The organism is Streptomyces sp. NPDC088794 (assembly GCF_044750545.1).
Lineage (GTDB): Bacteria > Actinomycetota > Actinomycetes > Streptomycetales > Streptomycetaceae > Streptomyces.
In genome coordinates, this window is record NZ_JBIVKB010000002.1 from 719,683 (window position 1) to 746,113 (window position 26,431).

The window sequence follows — 26,431 nt, forward strand, 5'->3', positions numbered from 1 at the left end:
CTGCGGCGAGGGTCACGGTGTGCCTCCCCCGGCTTCGGACGACTTGGGCGGCTCGGGCTTCGCGGGCGGCTCGCTCAACTCGTCCTGCGCAGCCTCAGTCACCTGCGCAGCCGCCAGCTTCTCGGCGGTCTTGTGGGCGGCGGCGATCTCTTTCGGTTCCTCCGCGCGGGGGTCGAGGGCGGGTGGGGCCGGGACGGTCCACATCCACTCGCGGAGCTTGTCCCGCTCGTGGGTGAGCTCGCGGATGTCGGTCTCGGCGTACTCGAACTCAGGTGACCAGAACAGCGCGTCGAAAGGACAGACCTCAATGCAGATACCGCAGTACATGCACAGGGAGAAGTCGATGGCGAAGCGGTCGAGGACGTTGCGGCTGCGCTCGCGGCCGCCGGGGGCCGCCGCCGGGACCGTCTCCTTGTGGGAGTCGATGTAGATGCACCAGTCGGGGCACTCACGGGCGCAGAGCATGCAGACCGTGCAGTTCTCCTCGAACAGGCCGATCACACCGCGGGTGCGGGGCGGGAGGTCGGGCTGAACGTCCGGGTACTGCTCGGTGACGGTCTTCTTCGTCATCGTGCGGAGGGTGACGGCCAGACCTTTGGCCAGGCCGGAGCCGGGAAAGCGGGGCCGGGTGGGCGGGAGGGGCTCGGCCATGGTTAGGAGATCACCACCTTGACGATGCCGGTGAGGGCGATCTGGGCGAGGGAGAGGGGGACCAGGAGGGTCCAGGAGAGTTTCTGCAACTGGTCCTCGCGCAGGCGAGGGTAGGTGACGCGGAGCCAGATGACGACGAAGGCCAGGAGCGCCGTCTTCAGCAGGGTCCAGACCCAGCCGAGACCGTCGGCACCCCAGGGGCCGTGCCAACCGCCCAGGAAAAGGACGGTGGTCAGGCCGCACAGGACGATGATCCCGGCGTACTCGGCGAGGAGGAACAGGGCAAAGCGCAGACCGGTGTACTCGGTGTAGGCGCCGAAGATGATCTCCGAGTCGGCGACGGGCATGTCGAAGGGCGGGCGCTGGAGTTCGGCGAGGCCGGCGACGAAGAAGACGATCGCGCCGACGATCTGCCAGGGCAGCCACCACCACTCGAAGGCGTCGAGGATGCCGGGGAGGGAGACGGTGCCGGCCGCCATGGCCACGGAGGCGGCGGTGAGCAGCATCGGGAGTTCGTAGGCGAGGAGTTGGGCGGCGGTGCGCAGGCCGCCCAGGAGGGAGAACTTGTTGGCGGAGGCCCAACCGGCCATGAGCGAGCCGAGGACGCCCACGCCCATCACCGCGAGCACGAAGAAGATGCCGGCGTCGAGGACCTGGCCGACCGCGCCCTCGCCGGGGCCGATCGGGATGGCCAGCAGAACGATCAGATACGGGAGGAGGGCCACGGCGGGGGCGAGTTGGAAGATGCGGCGGTCCGCACCCGCCGGGACCACGTCTTCCTTCTGCGCGAACTTGACGCCGTCCGCGACGAGTTGGGCCCAGCCGTGGAAGCCACCGGCGTACATCGGACCGAGGCGGCCCTGCATGTGGGCCATGACCTTGTGCTCGGTCTGACCGACGATGAGGGGGAAGGTGAGGAAGACGACGAAGACGATCAGGAGTCGCAGGGCGACGTCGAGAGCGTCGTTCACTGCGGGCCTCCTGCGGGGTCTTCGGGTGCTTGGGCTTGGGGGGTGGCTCCGGGATTCCGTCCAGAGTCCTCGGGAGCGTCAGGGTTCTGGGGCGCCTCGGGGTTGGAGGCTTGTCCCGCCGCCGGGACAGATTCCGCGGATTCCGAGGTGGGTTCCGAGGTGGCTTCCGAGGCTGGTTCTGGGCCGGATTCCGGGGCGTCGAAGGCCGGGCGGGCGTGGTGCCACGGGGCGTCCGAACTGCGGGGGGCCGTGCGTGCCTTGGGCGGTGCGGCAGCCTCGCCCCTGTCCTTGTCCTGGCCCTTGTCCTCGCCCTTGCTTTGGTTGTCCGACGACGGTTCCGGCTCCGGAGTGGTCGCGGGCTGCTGGCTGGCGGAACCCTGCGAGGCGCTGCGGCTCCGGCGGGGGCCGGCGGGGGCGTTGCCCGTGGCCTCAACTCCCGGTGCCGTCTGGCTGGCCGAGCCCTCGGACGCGGTGCGGTTGCGCCGTGGCGAGGAGGGCGAGGCAGGGGCCGACCCGGGCGTCGGGGTCTCCCCCGGCGTACCGACTGCCGGAGTCGCACCCGCCGAAGCGCCCTCCGTTGCCGGTGTCGACGGCCCCTCCGCCGGACCGGACCCCGTCTGGCCGGCGGAGCCGTCGCCGGCGGTACGGGTCCGACGGGGTGGGCGGTCGCCTGTGGCTCGGGCCGGGCGGTCGGCTGTGGCACCGGCGGGACGTTCGACCGCCGCTCGGCCCGGTGCGCGGCCGGCCGCTCGGGCGGGGCGGGCCGGAGCCGGGGGCAACTGGCCCTTCTGGGGGCCCCACTCGTTGGGGTCGGGGACGCCTGGAGGGAGAGTCTGGCGGCGCTTGGGGCCGCCGTGGTCGGACTCGCCCGGTTCCTTGGCGCCGGGCCAGGCCTTGGCGACGCGGGCCGCCAGGACGAAGTCCTTGCGCAGGGGGTGGCCTTCGAAGGTTTCCGGGAGGAGGAGGTGGTCCAGGGCGGGGTGGCCGTCGAAGACGACGCCGAACATCTCGTGGGTCTCGCGCTCGTGCCAGGCGGCGCCCGCGTAGACGTCGACGGCGGAGGCCAGGGTCGGCGACTCGTGCGGGACGGTGGTGCGCACCAGGAGGCGGCGGACCGGGGCCAGGGCCACGACGTGGGCCGAGACGCGGAAGCCGGTGCCGGGTTCGTCGACGGCGCTGAGCCAGTCAAAGTAGGTGCAGCCCAGTTCGTCGCGGGCCACCCGCAGGGCGGTGAGCCAGGTGGTGGGCGGGACGTCGACCGTGAGGACCTCGTAGGACTCCTCGGCGGTGGCCTCCGTACCGAAGAGTTCTTCGGCGGGGGCGGGGAGCCAGCCGATCGTCGTCATCGGGCGTCCCCTTCGGGCGACCCGGCAGAAGGAGTCGATCCGTTCGAGGGAGTCGGCGGGGGCTTCACCAGGCCGCTCTGCAGGGCCGCTGTCGACGGGCGTGCCGGGGCGGTGCCGTAGCGCTCGGCCAGGGACTCCCGGGCGATCTTCTCCTGGAGTTTGAGGATTCCCTGGAGGAGGGCCTCGGGGCGGGGCGGGCAGCCGGGGACGTACACGTCGACCGGGATGATCTGGTCGACGCCCTTGGTGACGGAGTAGGAGTCCCAGTAGGGGCCGCCGCAGTTGGAGCAGGCACCGAAGGAGATGACGTATTTGGGTTCCGGCATCTGTTCGTAGAGGCGTTTCACGGCGGGGGCCATCTTGTCCGTGACCGTGCCGGAGACGACCATCAGGTCGGCCTGGCGTGGGCCGGGCGCGAAGGGGATCACGCCGAGGCGGATGAAGTCGTGGCGGGCCATGGACGCGGCGATGAACTCGATGGCGCAGCAGGCGAGGCCGAAGTTGAAGACCCAGAGGGAGTACCGGCGGCCCCAGTTGAGGACCACCTTCATCGGCTCGGGGGCGAGGCGGGCGAGGGCGCCCAGCCGTTTCGGCTCGGGGAGGTACACCGGCTCCGCCTCCGGAGTCAGCTGCGGCGAGGTCACTTCTGGCGTCACGTCCATTCCAGGACGCCCTTCTTGTAGGCGTACAGCAGGCCGACGGCGAGGAAGCCGAGGAAGATGAACATCTCGACGAGGGTCGTCGCGCCGTAGCCGGGGGCGGCGAAGACCGTGGCCCAGGGGAACAGGAAGATCGAGTCGACGGCGAAGATGACGTAGAGGAAGGCGTAGACGTAGTAGCGGACCTGGGTGTGGGCCCAGCCCTCGCCGACGGGGTCGACACCGCACTCGTAGGTCAGGAGCTTCTCGGGGGTGGGGACCACCGGGCGCAGCAGGCGGCCGGCGCCGAAGGCGACGGCGACGAAGAGCACGCCGACGACGGCGAGCAGTCCGACGACCGAGTACGACTCGAAGTAGTCCGCCGCTACGACGGTCGGATCGAGGACAGTCGGTTCCCGCACGTCCGCGTCCGTCCCTTCGCTGGCTGCTCGGCGATCGCTGCGGTTCGGCAATCCGCGATCACCGAGTTGCGATCTGCGATCTGTACGGACGGGAGTCTAGGCCCTGTTAAAGGGACGGTAAGCAGCCCGTCGGGCTTGAGATCTGCTTGATATGCCGGGGCCGGACCGAAGGCCGTGCCGAGGGGTGGGGTTTTCCCCAGGGGATCCTGGCGGCCCTCCTCATGGCGCGGCGGCCCCGGGCGCGGCACGCTGGCCCATATGACCGAACGCCTCTTGTTCCCGACGCCCGATCGGGAAGCCGCGCGGCCGGAAGACGACGACCGTCTGCCGCCCGCCCGTTTCGCCTATGACCGGCACACCTGGAAGGAGATCGCGCATCTGCTGGCGAACCTTCCGGTGTCGCTGGTCGGTTTCACCTACACGGTGGTGGTCCTGTTCACCGGCGGCATGCTGGCCCTCACGGTGATCGGGTTCCCGCTGCTGACCCTCGGGCTGCTGGGGGCACGGCAGTTGGGCCGGTTCGAGCGGGCGCGGGCCAGGAGGCTGCTCGGGGTGCGGATCGACGAGCCCAGCCGGCTGCCCAAGCGTCGAGACGGCTATCTGCCGTGGCTGTGGATGACTCTGAAGGACCCGGTGGGCTGGCGCACGATTCTGTACGACTTCATCCGGCTGCCCTGGGGCATTCTCACCTTCACCATCACGCTGACCTCGCTGTTCGTGCTGTGGCCGGTGCTGCCGTTCATCGCGCGGGGGCTGGCCAACGCCGACCGGGCGATGGTGCGCGGTCTGCTGTCGCCGTCCGACGAGCTGGAGCAGCGGATCGCCGAGCTGGAGTCGGACCGGGGGGTCGTGGTCGACACGGCCAACGCCGATCTGCGGCGCATCGAGCGCGATCTGCACGACGGGGCGCAGGCCCGCCTGGTCAATCTGGCGATGGGTCTCGGGCTCGCCAAGGAGAAGCTCCTGGAGGACCCGGACACGGCCGCGGAGATGGTCGCGGAGGCGCACGGCGAGGTGAAGCTGGCGTTGCAGGAGCTCAGAGATCTCGCCCGGGGCATCCATCCGGCGGTGCTGACCGACCGGGGCCTGGACGCCGCGCTGTCGTCGGTCGCCTCGCGCTGCACGGTGCCGGTGAAGGTGACGGTCGATCTCGTCGCCCGGCCGGCCGCGGCGATCGAGGGCATCGCCTACTTCACCGTCTCCGAGCTGTTGCAGAACATCAGCAAGCACAGCGCCGCGCGGACGGCCTCGGTGGAGGTGTGGCGGTCGGCGGACCGGCTGCTGATCCAGGTCGAGGACAACGGCCGCGGGGGCGCGCGGCTGGACGGCGGTACGGGGATGCGGGGGCTCGCGGACCGGCTGGGTGCGGTCGACGGGCTGTTCATCCTGGACTCGCCGGTGGGCGGCCCGACCACGGTCACGGCGGAACTGCCCTGGCGGGACCGCACGCCGGGTCAGCCGTAGGACCTGGACCGGCCTGGCGCGCAGGGGCGGCAGGGCGCCCGCGGAGGTAGGGAAAACCCCCCGTCGAAGAGGCCTACGGACTCCATGGTTCGCGGCGCTGCGACGCAGGAGGGTGGAGGTACGGCGGGACAGCCGCAGGACGAGTAGAACGGGACGACGTCGATGGCCACGGAGTACGGACAGGGCTACGGGGACGGGCACGGTTACGACAGCGGTCTCCCTCTTGCCGGCGAGCGCCGGCACCGGCTGCCCGCCGGGCTGCGAGCGCCGTTCGAGGCACGCACCTGGCGGGCCTTCGCGTATGTGCTGCTGAGCCTGCCGATCAGCATCCTTCTCTTCACGTACGCGGTCACGATGGTGTCGCTCGGGGCGGGTCTCCTGGTGACGTTCCTCGGGGTTCCGGTGCTGGCGGCGGGGCTGGCCGGCTGCCGCGGGTTCGGGGCGATGGAGCGGGCGCGGGCGCGGGGGCTGCTGGGCGTGGAGGTGGCCGACCCGGAGCCGCTGCGGATGCGGAAGCCCGGCGTGCTGGCGTGGGTGGGCGCGGTGCTGAAGAGCGGCACGTCGTGGCGGTCGCTGCTGTACGCGGTGCTTCAGTTCCCGTGGTCGGTGTTCTCGTTCGTCGTCGCGCTGAACTTCTGGGCGTACGGCTGGGCGTTGCTGACGTATCCGCTGTGGTTCTGGGTCTTTCCGGTGTACGTCGGTCAGGGCGGGGTTCAGCTGTTCAGCGACGGGACGCACAGCGTGTACCTCGACAACCCGTTCGAGATCGCCGTCACCGCGTTGGTGGGGCTGTTGTTCACGTTGGCCACGCCGTGGATCGTGCGGGCGCTCACGACGGTGGACCAGGTGATGGTGCAGGGGTTGCTCGGGCCGACGCGGTTGTCGGCGCGGGTGGTGGAGCTGGAGTCGGACCGGGGGGTCGTGGTCGACACGGCGGCGGCGGATCTGCGGCGGATCGAGCGGGATCTGCATGACGGGGCGCAGGCGCGGTTGGTGGCGTTGGCGATGGATCTGGGGCTGGCGAAGGAGAAGCTGACGGAGGATCCGGAGGCGGCGGCTCGGATGGTGGGCGAGGCGCACGGGGAGGTGAAGACGGCGTTGCAGGAGCTGCGGGATCTGGCTCGGGGGATTCATCCGGCGGTGTTGACGGATCGGGGGCTGGACGCGGCGTTGTCTTCGGTGGCGTCGCGGTGCACGGTGCCGGTGCAGGTGGAGGTGGATCTGCCGGCGCGGCCCGCGCCGGCCATCGAGGGGATCGCCTACTTCACCGTGTCCGAGTTGCTGCAGAACATCAGTAAGCACTCGCGGGCGACGTGGGCTTCCGTGGATGTGTGGCGGGTGGAGGATCGGTTGATGGTGCAGGTTGTGGATGACGGGGTGGGTGGGGCGGATACGTCCGGGGGGTCGGGGCTCGGGGGGTTGGCTGAGCGGTTGGACGCGGTTGATGGGATCTTGGTGGTGGATTCGCCGGTGGGTGGGCCTACTCGGGTGACGGCGGAGCTGCCTTGGCGGGCGGTTCGCTGACCTGGGCTTTCCTCGCCCCCGCCGCCCCTACCCGTCCCATCCCCAGGGGCGCTGCCCCCTCGCCCCCGCCGGGGCTCCGCCCCGGACCCCGATCGGCCCTGAAGGGGCCTCGTCCTCAAACGCCGGACGGGCTGAAAGATACGGACCGGAGTTCAGGAGGCGCAGCCCGGTGGGGGTGGGTGGGGGGTGGGGATGGCAGAGCCTTGGCCTCGAACGCCGGACGAGCTGAAAGACAGACACCCGGACCGGCTGGAAGCTGCTCGCCGGCGTTTCGGTGTTTCTGTGGGTACCCGGCCTGAAATGGACCCCCGAAACCCGCCCTACCATGCGTCTTTTCCCGTTGATTCGTGTTCGGCGGGCGCAGTGGGATGGGATTGCTGGAATGCTGGACCACCGAAGCCGCCGTGGGGGCCGACCTGGTCGGTGCGGCGGGCGGAGTCGGGCTCGGGAGGCCGGAGATCGTGGAGGACAGGGTGCGGGTGGTCATCGCCGAGGATTCAGTGCTGCTTCGGGAGGGCCTGACCCGGTTGTTGACCGACCGTGGGCATGAGGTCGTCGCCGGGGTCGGGGACGGGGACGCGTTGGTCAAGACCATTACGGAGCTGAACGAACAGGGCGAGCTGCCGGACGTGGTGGTCGCCGATGTGCGGATGCCGCCGACGCACACGGACGAGGGGGTGCGGGCCGCCGTACAGCTGCGGAAGGCCCATCCGGGACTCGGTGTGCTCGTGCTGTCACAGTATGTGGAGGAGCGGTACGCCACCGAACTTTTGGCCGGTTCCAGCCATGGGGTGGGCTATCTGCTGAAGGACCGGGTCGCCGAGGTGCGCGAGTTCGTGGATGCCGTGGTGCGGGTCGCCCAGGGGGGTACCGCGCTGGATCCCGAGGTTGTCGCGCAGCTGCTGGGGCGCAGCCGTAAGCAGGATGTGCTGGCCGGGCTCACCCCGCGGGAGCGGGAGGTCCTGGGGTTGATGGCCGAGGGGCGGACCAACTCCGCGATCGCCCGGCAGTTGGTGGTCAGCGACGGTGCCGTCGAGAAGCACGTCAGCAATATCTTTCTGAAGCTCGGGCTGTCTCCGAGTGACGGGGATCACCGGCGCGTTCTCGCGGTGCTCACCTATCTGAACTCCTGACGGGCTGACACTTGGTCAGAAACCGCGGAGGCATCCGGGGCGTCTCCACAAGGAGGCGCCGGGGCGAGAAATCATGACAAGTCAGGGCGGCGCACCGTCTCAAAACCGCGTCCATCATGCGAATGGCCAAGGGAAGGCGACCCTGCCGGACGTAGGGTTGATCCTGGGAAGGCCTGCGGGAAGGCCGGTCCCCGACAGCCGCCTCGAAGGAGGTCCAGTTCAGTGACCAGCCAGGTCAGCAGGACAGCGGAACAGGCCGACGAAGCCGTCTTGGGAGAGCAGCGCAAACCGACGGGCGAGAAGGACGTACGCAGGCTGGACCGGGTGATCATCCGGTTCGCGGGAGACTCCGGCGACGGTATGCAGCTCACCGGCGACCGCTTCACCTCCGAAACGGCGTCCTTCGGAAACGACCTTTCGACACTGCCGAACTTCCCCGCCGAGATCCGCGCCCCTGCCGGCACCCTGCCGGGGGTCTCCTCCTTCCAGCTCCACTTCGCGGACCACGACATCCTCACCCCCGGCGACGCGCCCAACGTGCTCGTCGCCATGAACCCCGCCGCGCTCAAGGCGAACATCGCCGACGTGCCGCGCGGCGCGGAGATCATCGTCAACACGGACGAGTTCACCAAGCGGGCCCTGCAGAAGGTCGGGTACGCGGCCTCGCCCCTGGAGGACGGCTCGCTCGACGGGTACAGCCTCCACGAGGTGCCGCTGACGACTCTGACGGTCGAGGCGCTCAAGGAGTTCGACCTCAGCCGCAAGGAGGCCGAGCGCAGCAAGAACATGTTCGCGCTGGGCCTGTTGTCGTGGATGTACCACCGGCCGACCGAGGGGACCGAGAAGTTCCTGCGGGCCAAATTCGCGAAGAAACCCGAGATCGCCGCGGCGAACCTGGCCGCGTTCCGCGCGGGCTGGAACTTCGGCGAGACCACCGAGGACTTCGCGGTCTCCTACGAGGTCGCCCCGGCCGCCACCGCGTTCCCGCCCGGCCTCTACCGCAACATCTCCGGCAACCTCGCCCTGGCCTACGGTCTGATCGCCGCCGCCCGCCTGGCCGACCTGCCCCTCTTCCTCGGCTCCTACCCCATCACCCCGGCCTCCGACATCCTGCACGAACTCAGCAGGCACAAGAACTTCGGTGTACGGACCTTCCAGGCCGAGGACGAGATCGCGGGCATCGGCGCGGCGCTGGGCGCGGCCTTCGGCGGTTCGCTGGGGGTCACCACGACGTCCGGTCCCGGTGTGGCGCTGAAGTCGGAGACCATCGGGCTCGCCGTCTCCCTCGAACTGCCGCTGCTCGTCATCGACATCCAGCGCGGCGGGCCCTCCACCGGTCTGCCCACCAAGACCGAGCAGGCCGACCTGCTCCAGGCCATGTTCGGCCGCAACGGCGAGGCGCCGGTTCCGGTGATCGCGCCGAAGACGCCGGCCGACTGTTTCGAGGCGGCCCTGGAGGCGGCGCGGATCGCGCTGACGTACCGCACTCCCGTCTTCCTTCTCTCCGACGGTTATCTGGCCAACGGGTCGGAGCCCTGGCGGATCCCGGAGACGGACGAACTCCCGGACCTGACCGTGCAGTTCGCGCAGGGACCGAACCACACCCTGGACGACGGCACCGAGGTGTTCTGGCCCTACAAGCGCGACCCGCAGACCCTCGCGCGCCCCTGGGCGATCCCCGGCACGCCCGGTCTCGAACACCGCATCGGCGGCATCGAGAAGGAGGACGGGACCGGGAACATCTCGTACTCCCCCGCCAACCACGACTTCATGGTCCGCACCCGGCAGGCCAAGATCGACGGCATCGACGTGCCCGATCTGGAGGTCGACGACCCGCACGGGGCGAGCACGCTGGTGCTGGGCTGGGGATCGACGTACGGGCCGATCACGGCGGCGGTGCGGCGGCTGCGTGGGGCCGGGGAGGCCATCGCGCAGGCGCATCTGCGGCACCTCAACCCGTTCCCGAAGAACCTCGGCGCGGTGTTGAAGCGCTACGACAAGGTCGTGATCCCGGAGATGAACCTCGGTCAGCTCGCCACGCTGATCCGGGCGAAGTACCTGGTCGACGCCCACTCGTACAACCAGGTCAACGGCATGCCGTTCAAGGCTGAGCAGCTCGCCACGGCTCTCAAGGAGGCCATCGATGGCTGAGACGTCCACGGAAGGTTCGGACACGATCGAGGCGCTTTCTCTCGTCCCCAAGGCCGAGGGCAGGCAGTCCATGAAGGACTTCAAGTCCGATCAGGAAGTGCGCTGGTGCCCCGGCTGCGGTGACTACGCGATCCTGGCGGCCGTCCAGGGCTTCATGCCGGAGCTGGGGCTGGCCAAGGAGAACATCGTCTTCGTCTCGGGCATCGGCTGCTCGTCCCGGTTCCCGTACTACATGAACACGTACGGGATGCACTCCATCCACGGCCGGGCGCCCGCCATCGCGACCGGACTGGCGTCCTCCCGGCGGGACTTGAGCGTGTGGGTGGTGACCGGTGACGGGGACGCGCTGTCGATCGGTGGCAACCACCTGATCCACGCCCTGCGCCGGAACGTCAACCTCAAGATCCTGCTGTTCAACAACCGGATCTACGGCCTGACGAAGGGGCAGTACTCCCCCACCTCCGAGGTCGGCAAGATCACGAAGTCGACGCCGATGGGGTCGCTGGACGCCCCCTTCAACCCGGTGTCGCTGGCGATCGGCGCGGAGGCGTCCTTCGTGGCGCGGACGATCGACTCCGACCGCAAGCATCTGACGGAGGTGCTGCGGCAGGCGGCCGCGCACCCCGGCACGGCGCTGATCGAGATCTACCAGAACTGCAACATCTTCAACGACGGGGCGTTCGAGGCGCTGAAGGACCGCCAGCAGGCGGAGGAAGCGGTGATCCGCCTCGAACACGGGCGCCCGATCCGCTTCGGGGCGGACGGCTCGCGGGGTGTGGTGCGGGATGTGACGACGGGTGACCTGAAGGTCGTCACGGTCACCCCGGACAACGAGTCCCAGATCCTGGTCCACGACGCACACGCGGCGTCCCCGACCACGGCATTCGCCCTCTCCCGCCTCGCCGACCCGGACACCCTCCACCACACCCCGATCGGCATCCTGCGATCGGTGGATCGACCTGTCTACGACACGCAGATGAGCGACCAACTCGACGCGGCGATCGAACAGAACGGCAAGGGGGATCTGGGGGCGCTGTTGGCGGGCGGGGATACCTGGACGGTTGTGGGCTGACGGCGACGGACATGCGGAAGGGCCCGGACGAGGTGGGTGGTCATCCGGGCCTTTACGTCGGTCGAGTCAGGCTTCGGGGATATCCCGCTTGGCTCGGAGGAGAGTGTCACGGGTGATGACGACGATGCGCTCGTAGTCGGCTCTGGCAGCATCCGCGGGCAGAAGTCCGTCTAGTTCCTCGGTTCGGTCGGTGCCGATGACCGCAAAATTTCCGTCGCTCAGCTCGAACAAATCGGGACACGTCTCGCCGGTCATTGATCCTCGCTGGCGGGGCGAGTCGCCGATTCGGCGAAGAATGCTGACGACAGGGAATTCGCTGTGCACGCGGGGGCCCTTTTCTACTTTCTACGGCCGGACACAAATGAAGGTCCGACCCCACGTGACCAGGGGCCGGACGCAACACGTTGCGCGCGAGAATACCCGATCAAGCAGAAGGATACCCGATTACCCAGAGGTAGTAAGAGCGAATCCATAAATCGCCTCTGTCGACTTATGGATTGCATCACTTCACGAATTCGGCTCATCCTCCGAGCCGACAACCCACCATTCGTCCGGATCGTCCGCCAATTCATCGACAATTACATTGACGACGTCGCTCACCCGAGCCTCTAATGAATGGCGCGGCAGGCTCAGGCGGTGCTCCCGAGTCGTTTCCCAATACTCCGCAAAGACCGGGTTACGAGCCAGTACCCGCAGATGTCCGATCAGCTCCTCCCAGCCGTAGGCACCGATGCGATGCCCCAGCAGGATCGCGCTGTACTCCCGGTTGACGAACAGGACTTGGCGGCGCTTGTGGTCCGAGAGTTCGCGCAGGGTGCTCATGGCGGCGGCCAGCGCGGGGTCGGCGATCGCGCGGTCCACCTGCTCGGCCGTGATGCGGTGCAGCATGAGCAGGTTGGCGTTCCTGATCTCCTCGGCGACACAGGTGAGTTGGTGCAGCACGGCCAGTGCCAGTTCCTCCTGTCGCCGGCGCCAGGCCTGGCGGGGAAAGGGGGTGCGCACCCGGCCGCTCCTCGTTCGCGATGCAGAACCGATCCTTCGCGCATCCGGATTCTGTCTGGCCATGCGACCCCCGAGTAGGCGTCCGCACGCCGGTCGAAGTCCTCGTGGGCGGCACGAGGGCCGGTGCGCGGTTGGGCACTGCGCCCCGCCCCCAGGATGCCGGGCGACTCAAGTCGGCGCGGGAGGCGGAGAGGGGGCGCACGGGTGGACGTGGCGCTCGTGTCATTCGACGCCCTGACATGTGTGTGCCCAGCGAGCGCCTCCCGCATTCGTTCGGTGGAGCCGCTACGCGCGCGTCATCCCTGCTCAGCGGCCGCTTTCCGGGTGTCGTACACCTCCCGCGCCTCCTGCACCTCCGGCATCCGGCGTTCGGTCCACAGCGCCAGCGCCCGTACCTGTTCCGCCGCCTCGCGGCCCAGGTCCGTGAGGGAGTAGTCGACCCTCGGAGGGATGACCGGCTTGGCGTCGCGGTGGACCAGGCCGTCTCGTTCGAGTGTCTGGAGGGTCTGGGTCAGCATCTTCTCGCTCACCCGCCCGATCGCCCGGCGGAGTTCGCTGAACCGGTACGGGCGGTCGAGGAGTTCGATGAGGACGAGGACGCCCCAGCGGGACGTCACGTGCTCCAGGACCAGGCGGTACGGGCACATCACCTCACCCACGGTGTACTTGCCTGTCACCTCGCTGCTTACTGCCATGTCGGTACCTTACTTCAAAGTGGGTACTTTCGGAAGGTTAGTGCACCCCCTAGGGTTAGCGTCACCGCACCCCACAAGGAGTTGTCATCATGAGCATCGTCGTCACCGGAGCCACCGGACACCTCGGCCGCCTCGTCGTGGAGCAGTTGCTGGAGAAGGTTCCGGCCGACCAGGTCACCGCCGTGGTGCGCACCCGGGAGAAGGCCGCCGACCTCGCCGAGCGCGGCGTGAAGATCGCGGTCGCGGACTACAACTCCCCCGAGACCTTCGACTCCGTCTTCGCCGCCGGCGACAAGGTGCTCCTCATCTCCGGCAACGAGTTCGACAAGGGCCGGGTCGAGCAGCACAAGGTCGTCATCGCCGCCGCCAAGGCCGCCGGTGCGGCGCTGCTCGCCTACACCAGCGCCCCGGGCTCCCTCACCGCCGCCCTGGCCGACGACCACCGCGGCACCGAGGAGGCCCTGCTCGCCTCCGGCCTGCCCTACACCCTGCTGCGCAACGGCTGGTACAACGAGAACTACACCGAGCAGCTGGCCCCGGTCCTGGAGCACAGCGCCGTCGTGAACGCCGCCGGTGACGGCCGGGTCTCCTCCGCCTCGCGCGCCGACTACGCCGCGGCCGCCGTCGCCGTACTGACCGGCGAGGGCCACGAGAACCAGACGTACGAACTCGGTGGCGACGAGGCCTGGGGCTTCGCCGAGTACGCGGCCGAGCTGAGCCGGCAGACCGGCAAGGAGATCGCCTTCAACAACGTTCCCGGCGAGGTCCTCATCGGCATCCTCACCGGCGCCGGGCTGCCCGAGCCGTTCGCCGCGATCCTCGCCGGCGTCGACGCCTCCATCGAGAAGGGCGAGCTGGTCGTCGCCACCGGTGATCTGTCCCGCCTCGCCGGCCGTCCGACCACGCCGATCGCCGAGTCGATCGCGCTCGCCCTCAAGGGCTGACGCCCAGGTCAGGGACGTGGACCCGGCCTGTCATGACCGTATGGCGATACGGGCATGACAGGTGCGGGTCCTCGGCGTTACCTTCGTGCCTGCGCGCGTGTGCGATCAGGTGAGGGGGAGGGCCCGTGAGCGGGAAGCCGAAGGGTGAGCGGCACATAGGACTGCTGAACGGCTTCGCCGCGTACGGGATGTGGGGGCTCGTTCCCCTTTTCTGGCCGCTGCTCAAGCCCGCCGGAGCGATCGAGATCCTCGCCCATCGCATGGTCTGGTCGCTCGTCTTCGTCGGGGTCGCGCTGCTCTTCGTACGGCGCTGGGCCTGGGCCGGCGAGTTGCTGCGGCAGCCGCGCCGGCTGGCGCTGGTCGCGGTGGCCGCGGCCGTCATCACCGTCAACTGGGGCGTCTACATCTGGTCCGTCAACAGCGGGCACGTGGTCGAGGCGTCCCTCGGGTACTTCATCAATCCGCTCGTCACCATCGCCATGGGCGTGCTGCTGCTGAAGGAGCGGCTGCGGCCCCTTCAGTGGGCGGCGGTCGGGGTCGGGTTCTCGGCGGTCGTCGTGCTCACGGTGGGGTACGGGCAGCCGCCCTGGATCTCGTTGACGCTCGCGTTCTCCTTCGCCACCTACGGGCTGGTGAAGAAGAAGGTCAATCTCGGGGGCGTCGAGTCCTTGGCGGCCGAGACCGCGATCCAGTTTCTGCCCGCGGTGGGGTATCTGGTGTGGCTGGGCGCGCGGGGCGACGCGACCTTCATGAGCGAGGGGGCCGGGCATGCCGCGCTGCTCGCCTCGACCGGGGTCGTGACCGCGCTGCCCCTCGTCTGTTTCGGGGCGGCGGCGATACGGGTGCCCCTGTCGACGCTCGGGTTGCTCCAGTACCTGGCGCCCGTCTTCCAGTTCCTGCTCGGGGTGCTGTATTTCCACGAGGAGATGCCGGTGGAGCGGTGGGCCGGGTTCTCGCTGGTGTGGCTGGCCCTGTGCCTGCTCACCTTCGACGTCTGGCGGACGGCTGCGGCGGGGCGGCGGCGGTTGGAGCTCGCCCGGGCGGCGGAAGTGCCGGCGACCGCTCCGGTGGATGTCTGATCTCGTCCCCGAAGGACGGTCGGGCTGTGATTGTCAGACCCTCGTTGGATAGTGGGTGTCATGACTCAGACGCCCGCAGCCACCCCCACGCCCCTCCACTGGAAGCTCGTCGTCGACTCCGGTGACCCGCACGCCCAGGCCGACTTCTGGGCCGCCGCCCTGCACTACTCGGTCGAGGACAACAGCGCCCTCGTCGAGCGGTTGCTGGGGCTCGGCGCGCTGCCGAAGGAGGCGACCGTCGAGCATCACGGACGGGCCGCGTTCCGGGACCTGATCGCCGTACGGCATCCGGCGGACCCGTACGACGAGGGCAGCGGTACGGGGCTCGGGCGCCGGCTGCTGTTCCAGCGGGTGCCGGAGGTCAAGAGCGTCAAGAACCGGCTGCATCTGGACCTGCATCCCGGCCCGGAGCTGCGGGACGGCGAGGTCGAGCGGCTGGAGGGGCTCGGCGCGAGCGTGCTGCGGCGGGTGAAGGAGAACGGCGGGGAGTGGGTCGTGATGGCCGATCCGGAGGGGAACGAGTTCTGCGTGCAGTAGGAGTTGCAGGAAGAGTTCTCGTGTGCCGCAGGAGCCCCGTGGGCAGGAGGAGTTCGGAGTTCACCCGGATATCCGTTATGTGAACTCGCTGTCCTGATACCGCTCTTGACGGGGAAATGGTCAAGGCTTCACCATCCTGGGACCCCATCCACTGTGGAATCCCTGTGATTCCCGATGAAGCCGGAGCCCCCCACATGGCCCCCGCACTGACCCCTCGCATCAAGCTCGCCGCCGGTGTCTCTGTTGTCATGCTCCTGACTGGCGGATCCATAGTCGGCGCGGCACCCGCGCCCGCGCCCGCCCCGGCCCTTGCCGCCGCGCCCGACATCCCCGTGGCGAACGTCAAGGCCCACCTGGCCCAGCTCCAGTCCATCGCCACCGCCAACGGTGGCAACCGCGCGCACGGCCGCACCGGCTACAAGGCCTCGCTGGACTATGTGAAGGCCAAGCTGGACGCGGCCGGATTCACCACGACCATCCAGCAGTTCACGTCCTCCGGCCGCACCGGCTACAACCTGATCGCCGACTGGCCCGGCGGGAACACCAACTCGGTCGTGCTGTCGGGCTCGCACCTCGACAGCGTCACCGCCGGAGCCGGCATCAACGACAACGGCTCGGGCTCCGCGGCCATCCTGGAGACCGCGCTCGCCGTCTCACGGACCAACTTCCAGCCCACCAAGCACCTCCGGTTCGCGTGGTGGGGCGCGGAGGAGCTCGGGATGGTGGGCTCGCGCTACTACGTCAACAGCCTCACCACCGCCAACCGCCAGAAGATCAGCGGCTATCTGAACTTCGACATGATCGGCTCGCCCAACCCCGGCTACTACGTCTACGACGACGACCCGGCCATCGAGAAGACCTTCAAGGACTACTTCACCGGCATCGGCGTCCCCACCGAGATCGAGACCGAGGGCGACGGGCGCTCCGACCACGCGCCCTTCAAGAACGTGGGCATCCCCGTCGGCGGGCTGTTCAGCGGCGCCGACTACATCAAGACGACCGCCCAGGCGGCCAAGTGGGGCGGGACCGCGGGGCTCGCCTTCGACCGGTGCTACCACGCGTCCTGCGACACGACGGCCAACATCAACGACACGGCCCTCGACCGGAACAGCGACGCGATCGCCTACGCGGTGTGGTCGCTCTCGTCGTAGGGCTCAGCAGATCGTCAACAGGCCCTCCGTGTACGGCTGTCAGTCGCGGCGGGCTCGTTCGGTGAGGCGGCCCATGCGGGCCCGGGCCGCCTCCAGCTGTTCGATGTCCTCGGCGGCCGGGCCGTCCTCCGCCGTCAACTCCGTCCACAGATCGATCAGTTCGCGGCCGAGGGACAGGCCCTGCTCCGGGTCGCGGACCGCCCGCCAGGCCGAGGCCGCGCTCTGGATGTTGCCGTACGCCGCCTCCGCGTCCCGCGTGTGGCGGCGGATCCGGGCGAGGTCCAGGGAGAGGTGGAAGGAGCGGACCGGGTCGCCGGCCAAGTAGGCGATGTACGAGGTGAGTTCGCGCAGCCGGAGCACCTCGGGATGCTCAGGGCCGAGCGCCCGGGCGCCCTCCCCCACGGTGCGCTCCGCCAGTTCGGCCGCCGCGTCGATCCGGCCGTCCTTCACGGCCTCGTTGATACGAGTCATCGGCTCCGCGAGGATCGGCGGAACCGTCGAGGGGGCGTCGTCGAACACGGCTTCCGCCACCGCGTCGAAACCCCGGGCAGGGGTCTGCCGGGAGTCGGGGTCGGGCTCCGGCTCGGGCGGCAGCGCGGGGAGCGGGATCGCGTCCATCTGCGGCGGCGGCCCGAACTCGCCCAGCGGCGGGACGACCGTCCCGGGGACGCGGTCCTCGACCCACTCCGGCACGGCCCGCAGCGGGAAGGTGGGCACGTTCTCGCCGAGCGGCAACGGTTCCGAGACGGCCTTCATCCGGAAGGTCGGCGGGGAGTCCGCGAGCGGCTCGGCGCCGGGCTCCGCGACGGGAGGGAAGACGTGCGTGGGCTTGTCGGCCGGAGAGTCACTCCGGGGCCGCTGCGCCTGCGGTCGCGGCTGCGGCGACTCCGGGGCGACGGGGCGCGCGGGGGCAGGGGCGGGTCCGCCGGGTGCGGGAGGGAACACTGACGCGGACGCGGGCGTCGACCGGACCCCGGATGCGGGGGCGGACGGCAGCGCGGGCGGGAGTGCGGGGACGGACGCGGGCGGACGCGTTGACGCAGGGCTGGGCGCAAGGGCGGTCGGAGAGGCGGGCGGGAGCACCGGCGTGGCTGCCCCGGGGCTCTCCTGCGAGTCGTCCGGCACGCCGGGCCACTCCTGCTGCGGTCCTTCGGGTGCCCGGAACGCGTCCGGCGCCTCCGGCTGCGCCCCCTGCTGGACCGGCGGAGCCAGCGGTACCGGCTCCCCCGTGAAGTCGCTGGAGCCGTCCGGGGCCACCTGGAGCTGGACGACGTAGCCGATGCGCTCGTCGCGGACCGTGGCGTGGACGGGGTGGCCGGCGGTGAGGGCGATGCGGTGGAGGTGGTTCAAGACGGTCAGCTGGAGTTCCTCGCCGGGCGCCGCCGTGATCGGTACGCCGCCCACCGTCGCGGGGCCGGTGCCGGGGACGTGGACGTCGATCGGCGCCGCCATGAGGGCCGCCGACCGCTCGGCGCGCTGCTGTTCACGCTTCTTCTCACGGCTGAGTCGAGACATCGGTTCCCTCACTCGGATGCGTCGGGGTCGGGCGGGTGAGGCGTTCGGGTTCCATGGTGCTCCCTCCCGGCCTCGGGTCGCGCTCCCCCGGCGGCAAGATCCGGTCCTGCTGTGGTCCGGTCGTACACGTACTGTTGAGTCTCTCCGGTCGCTCCTGTTCTCCAGGTCACCGGGACGTCACAGACTCGTCCCAGGAGCCCGCGTCCCGTCGCGGAACCGTCCGTTCCCGGAACTGTCCCGGAGCCGTGCGTACCGGTAGGCGTGGCGAAGGAGGAGCGCGGGCATGCGGACCGATGTGCAGCAGGGACCGGAGATCTGGATCCGCGGACCGGTCGCCGTACCGGAGGAGCAGGGCTCCGCCGGCGCACGGCGCTACTCCTGGGTCGGCACGCACGGCGGCGCCGGTGTCTCCACCCTCTCCACCGTGTACGGCGGTCACGACTGCGGGCGCGACTGGCCCGGCCCCGAGGCCCCCCGGTCGGTGCTGCTGGTGGGCCGTACGCATGCGTCGGGGCTGGCCTCGCTGCTCGCCACGCTGGAGATGTTCCGGCGCGGGGAGGCGCCGCCTGAGCTGTACCTCGACGGTGTCGTGCTGGTCGCGGACGCACCGGGGCGCCTGCCCAAGCCGCTCGACCGGGATGTGCGGCTGCTGGAGTCGATCATCGACGTGTACCGGGTGCCGTGGGTGCCCGCCTGGCGTCTCGGTGACTTCGGCGGGGCGCCTCCGAAGGAGACGGCGGTGCTCGCGCGGCTCACGGCTACGCCGTGACGTCCTTGGTCGTGAAGCGCGCCCAGGCCGCCGAGCCGAACACGACCGCGTACAGGGCCTGTAGGCCCAGGTTCTTCGTCAGGTCGTCCCAGTAGATCGGGTCGCGCATGAGGTCGGCGAAGGACAGCCAGTAGTGGGAGAAGAAGTACGGCTGGATCGTGTGCAGTTGGGGGATCTGGTCGAGGATCTGGATGGTGATCAGCAGGCCCACGGTGGTCGCCATCGCCGCGATGCCGCTGTTGGTGAGCGTCGACACGAACAGGCCCAGGGCCGCCATGCCGATCAGGGACGCGGCGACCACCAGGGCGATCAGCAGGGCCCGGCCGAGGCCTTCGGCGAAGCTGATCTGCGTGCCGGAGATCGTGGTCAGGCCGCCGAGCGGGAACAGGATCGCGCCCACCGCCAGGGCCGACACGGCTACCACGAGGGTGGCGACCAGGCAGAAGGTCAGTACCGTCGCGTACTTGGTGAGCAGCAGGCGGGTGCGGCCCGCGGGGGCGACCAGGAGGTAGCGCAGGGTGCCGGCGTTGGCCTCGCCCGCGATGGCGTCGCCGGCGATGACGCCGATCGCCATCGGGAGGAAGAACGGGAGGGTCGCGGCGAGTGCGGTGAAGACCAGGAAGAGGCCGTTGTTGGTGATCTGGGAGATGAACGCGGGGCCGCCGCCGCTGGCTCCGCCGGGGCCTGCGTTTCCGCCGTCGCCTGTTTCGATCTTGACGGCGATGCCGACCAGGATTGGTACGGCCGCGAGCACGCCGAGGAGGGCTAGGGTGCGCCAGCGGCGGAAGGTGGTGAGTAGTTCATTGCGGAAGAGGGTGCCGTAGAAGGTTGTTCGGCGGCTGGCCGTAGTTCGTGGCTGGTCGCGCAGTTCCCCGCGCCCCTTAAGGGCGTCCAACTCAGCCTGCGACATCGAAGCCCTCCCCTGTCAAGGCCACGAAGGCGTCCTCCAGCGACGCCCGTTCGACGCCGAAGCCCCGCACCCTCACGCCTGCCTTCACCAACGCGGCGTTGATGTCCGCCAGTTCGCGGTCCGGTGGCTCCGCGGTCACGCGGTCCTCCGCGATGACGACGTCCGCCGCCCCCTGCTCCTTCAGCACCCGAGCCGCGTCCCCGGTGTCGGGCGTGGTCACGACCAGGCGGCCCCGCGCGCCCGCCGCCAGGTCGGCCACCGGGCCCTGGGTGATCAGGCGGCCCTGGGCCATGACGGCCACGTGGGTGCAGACCTGCTCGATCTCGTCGAGGAGGTGGGAGGAGAGGAAGACGGTCGTGCCCTCGGAGGCCAACTCCCGGACCAAGGAACGGATTTCGCGCATGCCCTGTGGGTCGAGGCCGTTGGTCGGCTCGTCGAGGACGAGCAGCTTGCGGGGTTGCAGGAGCGCCGCCGCCAGGCCGAGGCGCTGCTTCATGCCGAGCGAGTACGCCTTCGCCTTCTTGCCGGACGCGGCCGTCAGGCCCACCCGGTGCAGCGCCGTGGCGACGCGGGCGCGCCGGGTGCGCGGGTCGGCGGTCGGGTCGGCGGCGTCGTAGCGCAGGAGGTTGTCGCGGCCGGAGAGGAAGCCGTACAGGGCGGGGCCCTCGATCAGGGCGCCGACGTGCGGGAGGACGGCGCGGGTCGCGCGCGGCATGGGCCGCCCGAGGACGCGCGCCATCCCGGAGGTGGGCTCGATGAGGCCCATCAGCATGCGGATGGTGGTGGTCTTGCCGGAGCCGTTGGGACCGAGGAAGCCGAAGACGCTGCCCGCCGGGACGGTCAGGTCGAGACCGTCCACGGCGAGCTGTCCGCCGCGGTAGCGCTTGGTGAGGCCGCGGGTGGCGATGACGCTGTCACCCGGGTCCTCCGGCTCCGTGGCGGACGCTTCGCCCATCGGCTCCCTCATTCGTCGTGCGCAGTGCTCGTCGTGCTGCTGATTCCTACGGTGCTACTGCGCGGCGTTGGCCGCCTTCACCAGCGCGTCCTTGGTGACCGCGCCGACGTAGACCTTGCCGTCGTCGGTGATCAGGGCGTTGATCAGACGCGTCTTGAAGACCGTGCCCGAGCCGAACTTGCCGGACGCCTTGTCGCCGAGCGAGTCCAGGAAGCCGCCGAAGGCGCCGGCCTCGGAGCCGGACGGGACGCCCTGGCCACCGGTGTCGAAGGTGGCGATGGAGTCCCAGCCGTCACCGATGACGTTCAGGCCGTCGGAGCCCTTGCCGAGGTCCCCGCCGAGGTCCTCAGGAGTCTTGCCGTCGGTCTTCTTGTCGCCGCTCGCCTTGCCGCTGGCCCCGTCGACCTTCCCGTCCTCGGTGACCTTCGCGCCCTTGGGCGGCGTGAAGTCGAAGGTGGACGCGGCGGGCTTGGAGTAGCTGATCTTGGTGAAGCCGGCGTCGACGACGGCCGCGCCGCCGCTCGCCGGGGTGAGCGTGAACTTCAGCGGCAGGCCGGTCTTCACGTCGACGGCCACGGTGATCTGACCGACCGTCGAGCCGTCGTCCTTGGGCTTGATGACCAGGCGGTAGGCGTCCCGGCCGGCCACCTGTGCGGTGCCCTGGACCGTCACGGAGGTCGTGTCGTCGACCGCGGCGAGGGCGTCCTTGGCGAGCTGCTGGGGAGTCGCGGGCGTCTCCTCCTGCTTCTCCTTGGCGCTCGCGCTGTCGTCGGCGGTGGCGTGGTAGACCTCGTTGGTCCCGCTGTCGTAGCCCCAGACGTCCTTGCCGTCGTGGATCAGGCTGTACTCGGCCGCGCTCTCCAGGAGCGACACCTTCTGCCGGTCCGGACCGTCGGCGGCGACGCGCAGGGTGTGCGTGCCGGTGGCGAGTTCGGTGAGCTTGGCGGAGGGGTCGGCGGACGAGCCGTCGCCCGAGCCGGTGGCGCCCTGCGTCAGGCTGCTCTCCAGACCGCCGAGGTTCGGCAGCCCCAGATCCGTGGTGATCTTCACCGTGCCGGACATCTGCTGTACGTCCGACTTCGCGATCTTCTCGATGAGCTGCTGCGCGGTGATCTTCGGCAGGTCGGGGTCGCCGGAGTCGGCGAGCGCGGGGACGAGCCCGATGGTCGCCGCCGCCACCCCCAACACCGCGACCGGGACGACGTAGCGCGCGGCCTTGCGGCGGCCGGCGCGCAGGTCGTCTGCCTCCGCGGCGGACGTGCTGTCGTCGGTTTCGTACGGTGCCATGTGTGCCTTACCTCCGTCGTCGGCGGCGGCTGTCCAGCTGCACTCGCTTTCCACCCCGTGCCGCCATTCTCACCCGAATCGGTGAGGAGTGGTGTTTTCCGTGGTTTCCATCTGACCAAATCGACGGGAGGTAAGCGTCAGACCCCGGACTCAACTCCATGTACACCTGCGGGATGACATGAGGAGGCGACGCCTCCCCCGACCCGTAGGGGTCGTGTCGGGGAGGCGCCGCCCGGACGCTCTCGCGTCAACTGGTGTGCCGGCTCCGGAGGACGGCGATTCAGCTCTGGAGGAAGACGTAGTCCGCCTTGTAAGGCACGCCCACGATGGTGCCGGGCGTGCAGGATCCGGCCGGGGCGACGCCGCCGACGGTGTTCAGGCGCAGGATCTCGGTGGTGTGGGCGAGCAGGCCGCGGTGCTTGCCGGACCGGGTGGCCTTGAGGTCGAGTTCGGGAATGTTGGTGGCGCCGTTCGCGGTCTTGCTGATGACGGCTCCGGTGACCGCGCTGCGGTCGGGGGCGATCCACTGCGGCGTACCGGAGTTGGGCTTGACGAAGGTGTGCTTGATGCCGCCGCCGAGCAGGGCGCTGACGTCCCGCTGGGCGAAGGCGTACCCGCCGCCGGCGGTCGGCTTGCACTCGTAGATCTGCTTGCCCTTGACCACGGAGGCCTGGAAGTTGTGCAGGGCGTCGCGGAAGTCGAAGTCGGCGACCGTGACCTTGTGGAGCTGGCCGCGGACGGCGCCGCCCGGGAACCGGGCGGTGTGCAGGTTGGCGTAGAAGGAGTTCGGGTCGGACTTGAGGGCGTTGAGCAGGGCCTTGTCCTTGACCTTCACGGTGCCGGTGACGCTGTGGCCCTTGATCTTGTCGAGCAGCTTGGTGAAGTCGACCTTGACGCCGCCGTTGGTGCCCTTGGCGCCCTGGTGGATGTGGAGCATGGTCGGCCTGCCGGTGCCGCGCCAGGTCACGGCGACGGCGACCTTGTCGCCCTTGACCTTGATGAACTCGACGGCGGCGCCGTCCTTGTCGCCGACGGCGGGACCGCCGGCCACGGGTACCTCGTTGCCGCCGCGCAGGCCGGCGGCGAGCAGGGTTCCCCCGGTGCCGCCGGAGACGCTGCCGCTCTGCGTGACGATGTCCTGGCTCGCGCCGGACGGGTCGTGCATGCCGCCCATGTCGACGGAGTGGCCCGCGTGGTCGGCGTGGGTCCCTCCGGCGGCGAAGGCGGGAATCACCGCGGCGGAGATCCCGCCGGCGGCTGCCACCGCGACCGCGGTGACGACGATGCTCTTACGGCGCTTGGAGAACGTCGTGTTCATGCCCATGATTCTGTTTTCTCCCCGTATCCAAGCCGACGCCCCCTGCGTCAGCTTCTGGAAATGAATACGGAGCGGATCTCAGATTGGATTTAGTCCAGGTCTGTGACGTGTATCACCTAGCCGGCGCGGTGCACCACCGCGTCGCACAGCTCCACCAGCGCCGACTTCGCGTCGCACTCCCGCAACGGTGCCAGCGCGGCCCGCGCGTCCTCGGCGTACCGGACCGTGTCCCGCCGCGCCTGCTCCAGCGCGGGGTGCTCCCGCAGTCCCGCCAGCGCCTCGGCGTGCCGGGCGTCGTCGGTCAGGTCGGAGTCCAGCAGCTCGCACAGGGCGATGTCCTCGGCCAGGCCGAGCCGCGCGACCCGCTCCCGCAGCCGCAGCACGGGCATGGTCGGGATGCCCTCGCGCAGGTCGGTGCCCGGCGTCTTGCCCGACTCGTGCGAGTCGGACGCGATGTCCAGGACGTCGTCCGCGAGTTGGAAGGCGACACCGAGCCGCTCGCCGTACTGCGTGAGCACGTCGACGACCGTCTCGTCGGCACCGGACATCAGCGCGCCGAACCGGCACGAGACCGCGACCAGGGAGCCCGTCTTGCCGGCCAGCACGTCCAGGTAGTGGTCGATCGGGTCCCGTCCGTCCTGCGGACCCGCAGTCTCCAGGATCTGGCCGGTCACCAGGCGTTCGAACGCCTCGGCCTGCACCCGGACCGCCTCGGGGCCGAGGTCGGCCAGTATGTGCGAGGCGCGGGCGAACAGGAAGTCACCCGTGAGGACGGCCACCGAGTTGCCCCAGCGGGTGTTGGCGCTGTCGACCCCGCGCCGCACGGTCGCCTCGTCCATGACGTCGTCGTGGTACAGCGTCGCGAGGTGGGTCAGCTCCACCACCACCGCGGACGGCACGATCCCCGGCGCGTACCGGTCCCCGAACTGCGCGGCGAGCATGACCAGCAGCGGGCGGAACCGCTTGCCGCCGGCCCGCACGAGATGCTGCGCGGCCTCCGTGATGAAGGGGACCTCACTCTTGGTGGCTTCGAGCAGTCCCTCCTCGACAGCGGCCATCCCCGCCTGGACATCGGCTTCCAGAGCCTGGTCCCGCACGCTCAGCCCGAACGGCCCGACGACGGTCACGAGGGATCTCCTGTCTGCTGGTGTCCACGGGTGGTTACACGGTTTGTCGATAGGTCGCTGCCATCACTCAAGTCAGCGTATCCGGTCAAGTTTCGATCACCGATGCCGCCCACGCGTGCTGCCCTGGCGGGCACCTATGCCACCCACCTGTGCAGCCCGGGCGATATCCGATCACGACGGGTATGTTTTTGATCACTTGATAAGGATGGACATGTAGCGACTTACCAGGAAGCAGTGGAGCGTGTCCCGAACCGAGGCAGACGTCGAACCCGAGGACCGGCCGCCGCCCGAGGACGACCACGCCTTCTTCGGCCAGCCCAAAGGCCTGCTCACCCTCTCCGGCCTGGAGGTCTGGGAACGCTTCTCGTTCCTCGGCATGCAGGCGATCCTCGTCCTCTACTTCGCGGACTCCGTCGCCCACGGCGGCATGGGCATGTCGGACGGCACCGCCGCCTCCGTCTCCGCCGCCTACGGCACCCTCGTCTACCTGGTCTCGGTCGCCGGCGGCTGGCTCGCCGACCGCATCCTCGGCTCGTACCGCTCGGTCCTGTGGGGCGGCGTCCTGATCGCCTGCGGCCACTACGCGATGGCCGTGCCGACCGGGACCATGACCTGGGTCGGCCTCGGGCTGATCAGCGGGGGCACCGGACTGCTCAAGCCCAACGTGGCCACCATGGTCGGCAAGCTGTACCGGACCGACGACGAGCGCCGGGACGCCGGTTTCGCGCTCTACTACATGGCGATCAACGTCGGCGCCTTCGCGGGCCCGCTGATCACCGGCTGGCTCGGCGACCACAAGGGCTGGCACTGGGGCTTCTCGGCGGCGGCGGTCGGCATGACCTTCGGGCTGATCCAGTACGTCGCCGGCCGCCGTCACCTGGCCGGGCGCAGCAACACCGCGGAGTTCGCGCTCGCACCGGACGGGATGCGCCGGGCGGTCCGGCTGATCGTCGTTGGGATCCTGGTCGCCGCCGCGCTCGCCGTACTGCTGGCCGGGGTGGGCTGGCTGACCATGGACCGCTTCGTCGACCTGCTGACGGTGGTCTCCGTGATCGCCCCGGTCGTCTACTTCGCGGTGATGTTCATGAGCCCGCGGGTGACGCCCGGGGAACGCGGCCGGCTGCGCCCGTACATCGTGCTGATCCTCGCCTCGACGGTCTTCAACTTCATCCTCTTCCAGGCGTACTCGACGATGATGCTGCTGGCCTCGACCAACGCCGAGACGTCCATCCTCGGCTTCGACTTCCCGGCCGGTTGGTACGCCTCCGCGCTCGGCGCCTTCGAGGTCGGGCTCGCGCCCGTGGTCGCCGCGCTGTGGGTGCGGATGGGACCGCGCCAGCCGCACGCCTCCAACAAGATCGCGATTGGGGTCGTGCTGGGCGGCCTGTCCTTCCTGCTCATGGTCCTGCCGACCAGCGGGCACAGCGGCGACGACTACCTGATGTCCGTCTGGTGGATCGTCGGCTCCTACCTGCTGCTCGGCCTCGGCGACATCCTCCTGGAGACCTCCGGCATGTCCGCCACCACCAAGCTCGCCCCGGCCGCCTTCTCCAGCCAGACCATGTCCCTCTGGTTCCTGTCCCTCGCGCTCGCCAACGGCATCCAGGCCCAGACGGTGAAGCTCTACGACGACGTCTCCAAGCCGGCCTACTTCGGCGTCAACGGCGCGATCGCGGTGGCCGCGGGCCTCGCGGTGATCGCCGCGGCGCCCTGGCTGCGCCGCACGATGCACCCGGTCCACTGAAGCCCACGCAGCCACAGGGGTCACGC

25 protein-coding genes are annotated in these 26,431 nt (G+C 69.8%); 11 read left to right on the forward strand and 14 right to left on the reverse strand.

Annotated features, from left to right (window positions below; all coding sequences use genetic code 11):
* Positions 1–12 precede the first annotated feature (12 nt).
* The 5 genes from ACIP6U_RS07960 to ACIP6U_RS07980 are packed head-to-tail and all read right to left on the reverse strand — an operon-like array spanning position 13 to position 4,028.
* Positions 13–651 (reverse strand): NuoI/complex I 23 kDa subunit family protein, encoded by a 639-nt coding sequence (locus ACIP6U_RS07960; RefSeq protein ID WP_401714139.1) that lies wholly within the window; start codon positions 649–651, stop codon positions 13–15.
* A 2-nt stretch (positions 652–653) separates the two neighbouring features.
* The gene (locus ACIP6U_RS07965) at positions 654–1,622 is read right to left on the reverse strand and encodes an NADH-quinone oxidoreductase subunit H (RefSeq protein WP_401714141.1); all 969 of its coding nucleotides are present in this window, start codon (positions 1,620–1,622) and stop codon (positions 654–656) included.
* Entirely contained in the window at positions 1,619–2,968 is a 1,350-nt protein-coding gene (locus ACIP6U_RS07970; RefSeq protein ID WP_401714143.1) for an NADH-quinone oxidoreductase subunit C, read from the reverse strand. Before ACIP6U_RS07970 ends, ACIP6U_RS07965 begins: the two co-directional genes overlap by 4 nt.
* The gene (locus ACIP6U_RS07975; protein ID WP_401714145.1) at positions 2,965–3,630 is read right to left on the reverse strand and encodes an NADH-quinone oxidoreductase subunit B; all 666 of its coding nucleotides are present in this window, start codon (positions 3,628–3,630) and stop codon (positions 2,965–2,967) included. The genes ACIP6U_RS07970 and ACIP6U_RS07975 overlap by 4 nt, the downstream gene beginning before the upstream one ends.
* Positions 3,621–4,028, reverse strand: a complete 408-nt coding sequence (locus ACIP6U_RS07980; protein WP_401714147.1) for an NADH-quinone oxidoreductase subunit A — start codon at positions 4,026–4,028, stop codon at positions 3,621–3,623. Before ACIP6U_RS07980 ends, ACIP6U_RS07975 begins: the two co-directional genes overlap by 10 nt.
* A gap of 258 nt (positions 4,029–4,286) precedes the next feature.
* On the opposite strand from ACIP6U_RS07980, the gene ACIP6U_RS07985 reads away from it, so the two are divergent.
* From ACIP6U_RS07985 to ACIP6U_RS08005, 5 genes are all read left to right on the forward strand, one after another.
* On the forward strand, positions 4,287–5,492 hold the full coding sequence (locus ACIP6U_RS07985; RefSeq protein WP_401714149.1) for a sensor histidine kinase: 1,206 nt from the start codon (positions 4,287–4,289) through the stop codon (positions 5,490–5,492).
* 162 nt (positions 5,493–5,654) lie between these two features.
* Positions 5,655–7,016, forward strand: a complete 1,362-nt coding sequence (locus ACIP6U_RS07990; RefSeq protein ID WP_401714151.1) for a sensor histidine kinase — start codon at positions 5,655–5,657, stop codon at positions 7,014–7,016.
* 461 nt (positions 7,017–7,477) lie between these two features.
* Positions 7,478–8,149, forward strand: a complete 672-nt coding sequence (locus ACIP6U_RS07995) for a LuxR C-terminal-related transcriptional regulator (RefSeq protein WP_401714434.1) — start codon at positions 7,478–7,480, stop codon at positions 8,147–8,149.
* Positions 8,150–8,371: 222 nt separating this feature from the next.
* Entirely contained in the window at positions 8,372–10,300 is a 1,929-nt protein-coding gene (locus tag ACIP6U_RS08000) for a 2-oxoacid:acceptor oxidoreductase subunit alpha (protein ID WP_401714153.1), read from the forward strand.
* A complete protein-coding gene (locus ACIP6U_RS08005) occupies positions 10,293–11,372 on the forward strand; it encodes a 2-oxoacid:ferredoxin oxidoreductase subunit beta (protein WP_401714155.1) in 1,080 nt (359 codons plus the stop codon). The genes ACIP6U_RS08000 and ACIP6U_RS08005 overlap by 8 nt, the downstream gene beginning before the upstream one ends.
* A gap of 66 nt (positions 11,373–11,438) precedes the next feature.
* Here the strand turns inward: ACIP6U_RS08005 and ACIP6U_RS08010 are convergent, their stop codons facing one another.
* The 3 genes from ACIP6U_RS08010 to ACIP6U_RS08020 form a co-directional block, all read right to left on the reverse strand.
* On the reverse strand, positions 11,439–11,627 hold the full coding sequence (locus tag ACIP6U_RS08010) for a hypothetical protein (RefSeq protein WP_401714157.1): 189 nt from the start codon (positions 11,625–11,627) through the stop codon (positions 11,439–11,441).
* A 252-nt stretch (positions 11,628–11,879) separates the two neighbouring features.
* Positions 11,880–12,374, reverse strand: coding sequence for a DUF6082 family protein (locus ACIP6U_RS08015; RefSeq protein WP_401714159.1), 495 nt, complete (start codon positions 12,372–12,374; stop codon positions 11,880–11,882).
* 296 nt (positions 12,375–12,670) lie between these two features.
* Positions 12,671–13,069, reverse strand: coding sequence for a winged helix-turn-helix transcriptional regulator (locus ACIP6U_RS08020; RefSeq protein WP_401714161.1), 399 nt, complete (start codon positions 13,067–13,069; stop codon positions 12,671–12,673).
* Positions 13,070–13,158: 89 nt separating this feature from the next.
* On the opposite strand from ACIP6U_RS08020, the gene ACIP6U_RS08025 reads away from it, so the two are divergent.
* From ACIP6U_RS08025 to ACIP6U_RS08040, 4 genes are all read left to right on the forward strand, one after another.
* A complete protein-coding gene (locus tag ACIP6U_RS08025) occupies positions 13,159–14,013 on the forward strand; it encodes an SDR family oxidoreductase (protein WP_401714163.1) in 855 nt (284 codons plus the stop codon).
* 125 nt (positions 14,014–14,138) lie between these two features.
* Positions 14,139–15,092, forward strand: a complete 954-nt coding sequence (gene rarD / locus ACIP6U_RS08030) for an EamA family transporter RarD (RefSeq protein WP_401714165.1) — start codon at positions 14,139–14,141, stop codon at positions 15,090–15,092.
* A 60-nt stretch (positions 15,093–15,152) separates the two neighbouring features.
* The gene (locus ACIP6U_RS08035; RefSeq protein ID WP_401714167.1) at positions 15,153–15,629 is read left to right on the forward strand and encodes a VOC family protein; all 477 of its coding nucleotides are present in this window, start codon (positions 15,153–15,155) and stop codon (positions 15,627–15,629) included.
* Between the two features lie 194 nt (positions 15,630–15,823).
* Positions 15,824–16,780, forward strand: coding sequence for a M28 family metallopeptidase (locus ACIP6U_RS08040; RefSeq protein WP_401714168.1), 957 nt, complete (start codon positions 15,824–15,826; stop codon positions 16,778–16,780).
* Between the two features lie 39 nt (positions 16,781–16,819).
* Here ACIP6U_RS08040 and ACIP6U_RS08045 read toward each other — a convergent pair whose 3' ends face one another.
* Entirely contained in the window at positions 16,820–18,295 is a 1,476-nt protein-coding gene (locus tag ACIP6U_RS08045) for a tetratricopeptide repeat protein (protein ID WP_401714170.1), read from the reverse strand.
* Positions 18,296–18,578: 283 nt separating this feature from the next.
* Between ACIP6U_RS08045 and ACIP6U_RS08050 the strand changes: the two genes are divergently transcribed.
* Positions 18,579–19,064, forward strand: coding sequence for a hypothetical protein (locus ACIP6U_RS08050; RefSeq protein WP_401714172.1), 486 nt, complete (start codon positions 18,579–18,581; stop codon positions 19,062–19,064).
* On the opposite strand, the gene ACIP6U_RS08055 is transcribed toward ACIP6U_RS08050, so the two are convergent.
* From ACIP6U_RS08055 to ACIP6U_RS08075, 5 genes are all read right to left on the reverse strand, one after another.
* Positions 19,054–19,974: an ABC transporter permease gene (locus tag ACIP6U_RS08055; protein ID WP_401714174.1), complete on the reverse strand. Its 921-nt coding sequence runs from the start codon at positions 19,972–19,974 to the stop codon at positions 19,054–19,056. The two genes, ACIP6U_RS08050 and ACIP6U_RS08055, sit on opposite strands and share 11 nt — an antisense overlap.
* The gene (locus ACIP6U_RS08060; protein ID WP_401714176.1) at positions 19,961–20,929 is read right to left on the reverse strand and encodes an ABC transporter ATP-binding protein; all 969 of its coding nucleotides are present in this window, start codon (positions 20,927–20,929) and stop codon (positions 19,961–19,963) included. The genes ACIP6U_RS08055 and ACIP6U_RS08060 overlap by 14 nt, the downstream gene beginning before the upstream one ends.
* A 54-nt stretch (positions 20,930–20,983) precedes the next feature.
* Positions 20,984–22,216: an outer membrane lipoprotein carrier protein LolA gene (locus tag ACIP6U_RS08065; protein ID WP_401714177.1), complete on the reverse strand. Its 1,233-nt coding sequence runs from the start codon at positions 22,214–22,216 to the stop codon at positions 20,984–20,986.
* Positions 22,217–22,496: 280 nt separating this feature from the next.
* Positions 22,497–23,534 carry a CHRD domain-containing protein gene (locus ACIP6U_RS08070; protein ID WP_401714178.1) on the reverse strand — a complete coding sequence of 346 codons (1,038 nt, stop codon included), beginning with the start codon at positions 23,532–23,534 and terminating at the stop codon, positions 22,497–22,499.
* A 116-nt stretch (positions 23,535–23,650) separates the two neighbouring features.
* A complete protein-coding gene (locus ACIP6U_RS08075; RefSeq protein WP_401714180.1) occupies positions 23,651–24,661 on the reverse strand; it encodes a polyprenyl synthetase family protein in 1,011 nt (336 codons plus the stop codon).
* A gap of 241 nt (positions 24,662–24,902) precedes the next feature.
* Here ACIP6U_RS08075 and ACIP6U_RS08080 point away from each other — a divergent pair, with 241 nt between their 5' ends.
* On the forward strand, positions 24,903–26,405 hold the full coding sequence (locus tag ACIP6U_RS08080) for a peptide MFS transporter (protein WP_401714181.1): 1,503 nt from the start codon (positions 24,903–24,905) through the stop codon (positions 26,403–26,405).
* Positions 26,406–26,431: the final 26 nt, after the last annotated feature.

Bases quoted from the DNA above. Each gene is read 5' to 3' on its own strand.
- ACIP6U_RS08055 (WP_401714174.1), bottom strand. From the start codon at position 19,974: ATGTCGCAGGCTGAGTTGGACGCCCTTAAGGGGCGCGGGGAACTGCGC.
- ACIP6U_RS08050 (WP_401714172.1), top strand. From the start codon at position 18,579: ATGCGGACCGATGTGCAGCAGGGACCGGAGATCTGGATCCGCGGACCG.
- ACIP6U_RS08025 (WP_401714163.1), top strand. From the start codon at position 13,159: ATGAGCATCGTCGTCACCGGAGCCACCGGACACCTCGGCCGCCTCGTC.
- ACIP6U_RS07990 (WP_401714151.1), top strand. From the start codon at position 5,655: ATGGCCACGGAGTACGGACAGGGCTACGGGGACGGGCACGGTTACGAC.
- ACIP6U_RS08045 (WP_401714170.1), bottom strand. From the start codon at position 18,295: ATGTCTCGACTCAGCCGTGAGAAGAAGCGTGAACAGCAGCGCGCCGAG.
- ACIP6U_RS08035 (WP_401714167.1), top strand. From the start codon at position 15,153: ATGACTCAGACGCCCGCAGCCACCCCCACGCCCCTCCACTGGAAGCTC.
- ACIP6U_RS08010 (WP_401714157.1), bottom strand. From the start codon at position 11,627: ATGACCGGCGAGACGTGTCCCGATTTGTTCGAGCTGAGCGACGGAAAT.
- ACIP6U_RS08005 (WP_401714155.1), top strand. From the start codon at position 10,293: ATGGCTGAGACGTCCACGGAAGGTTCGGACACGATCGAGGCGCTTTCT.
- ACIP6U_RS08060 (WP_401714176.1), bottom strand. From the start codon at position 20,929: ATGGGCGAAGCGTCCGCCACGGAGCCGGAGGACCCGGGTGACAGCGTC.
- ACIP6U_RS07985 (WP_401714149.1), top strand. From the start codon at position 4,287: ATGACCGAACGCCTCTTGTTCCCGACGCCCGATCGGGAAGCCGCGCGG.
- ACIP6U_RS08040 (WP_401714168.1), top strand. From the start codon at position 15,824: ATGGCCCCCGCACTGACCCCTCGCATCAAGCTCGCCGCCGGTGTCTCT.
- ACIP6U_RS07970 (WP_401714143.1), bottom strand. From the start codon at position 2,968: ATGACGACGATCGGCTGGCTCCCCGCCCCCGCCGAAGAACTCTTCGGT.
- ACIP6U_RS07960 (WP_401714139.1), bottom strand. From the start codon at position 651: ATGGCCGAGCCCCTCCCGCCCACCCGGCCCCGCTTTCCCGGCTCCGGC.
- ACIP6U_RS08065 (WP_401714177.1), bottom strand. From the start codon at position 22,216: ATGGCACCGTACGAAACCGACGACAGCACGTCCGCCGCGGAGGCAGAC.
- ACIP6U_RS08020 (WP_401714161.1), bottom strand. From the start codon at position 13,069: ATGGCAGTAAGCAGCGAGGTGACAGGCAAGTACACCGTGGGTGAGGTG.
- ACIP6U_RS07975 (WP_401714145.1), bottom strand. From the start codon at position 3,630: ATGGACGTGACGCCAGAAGTGACCTCGCCGCAGCTGACTCCGGAGGCG.
- ACIP6U_RS08070 (WP_401714178.1), bottom strand. From the start codon at position 23,534: ATGAACACGACGTTCTCCAAGCGCCGTAAGAGCATCGTCGTCACCGCG.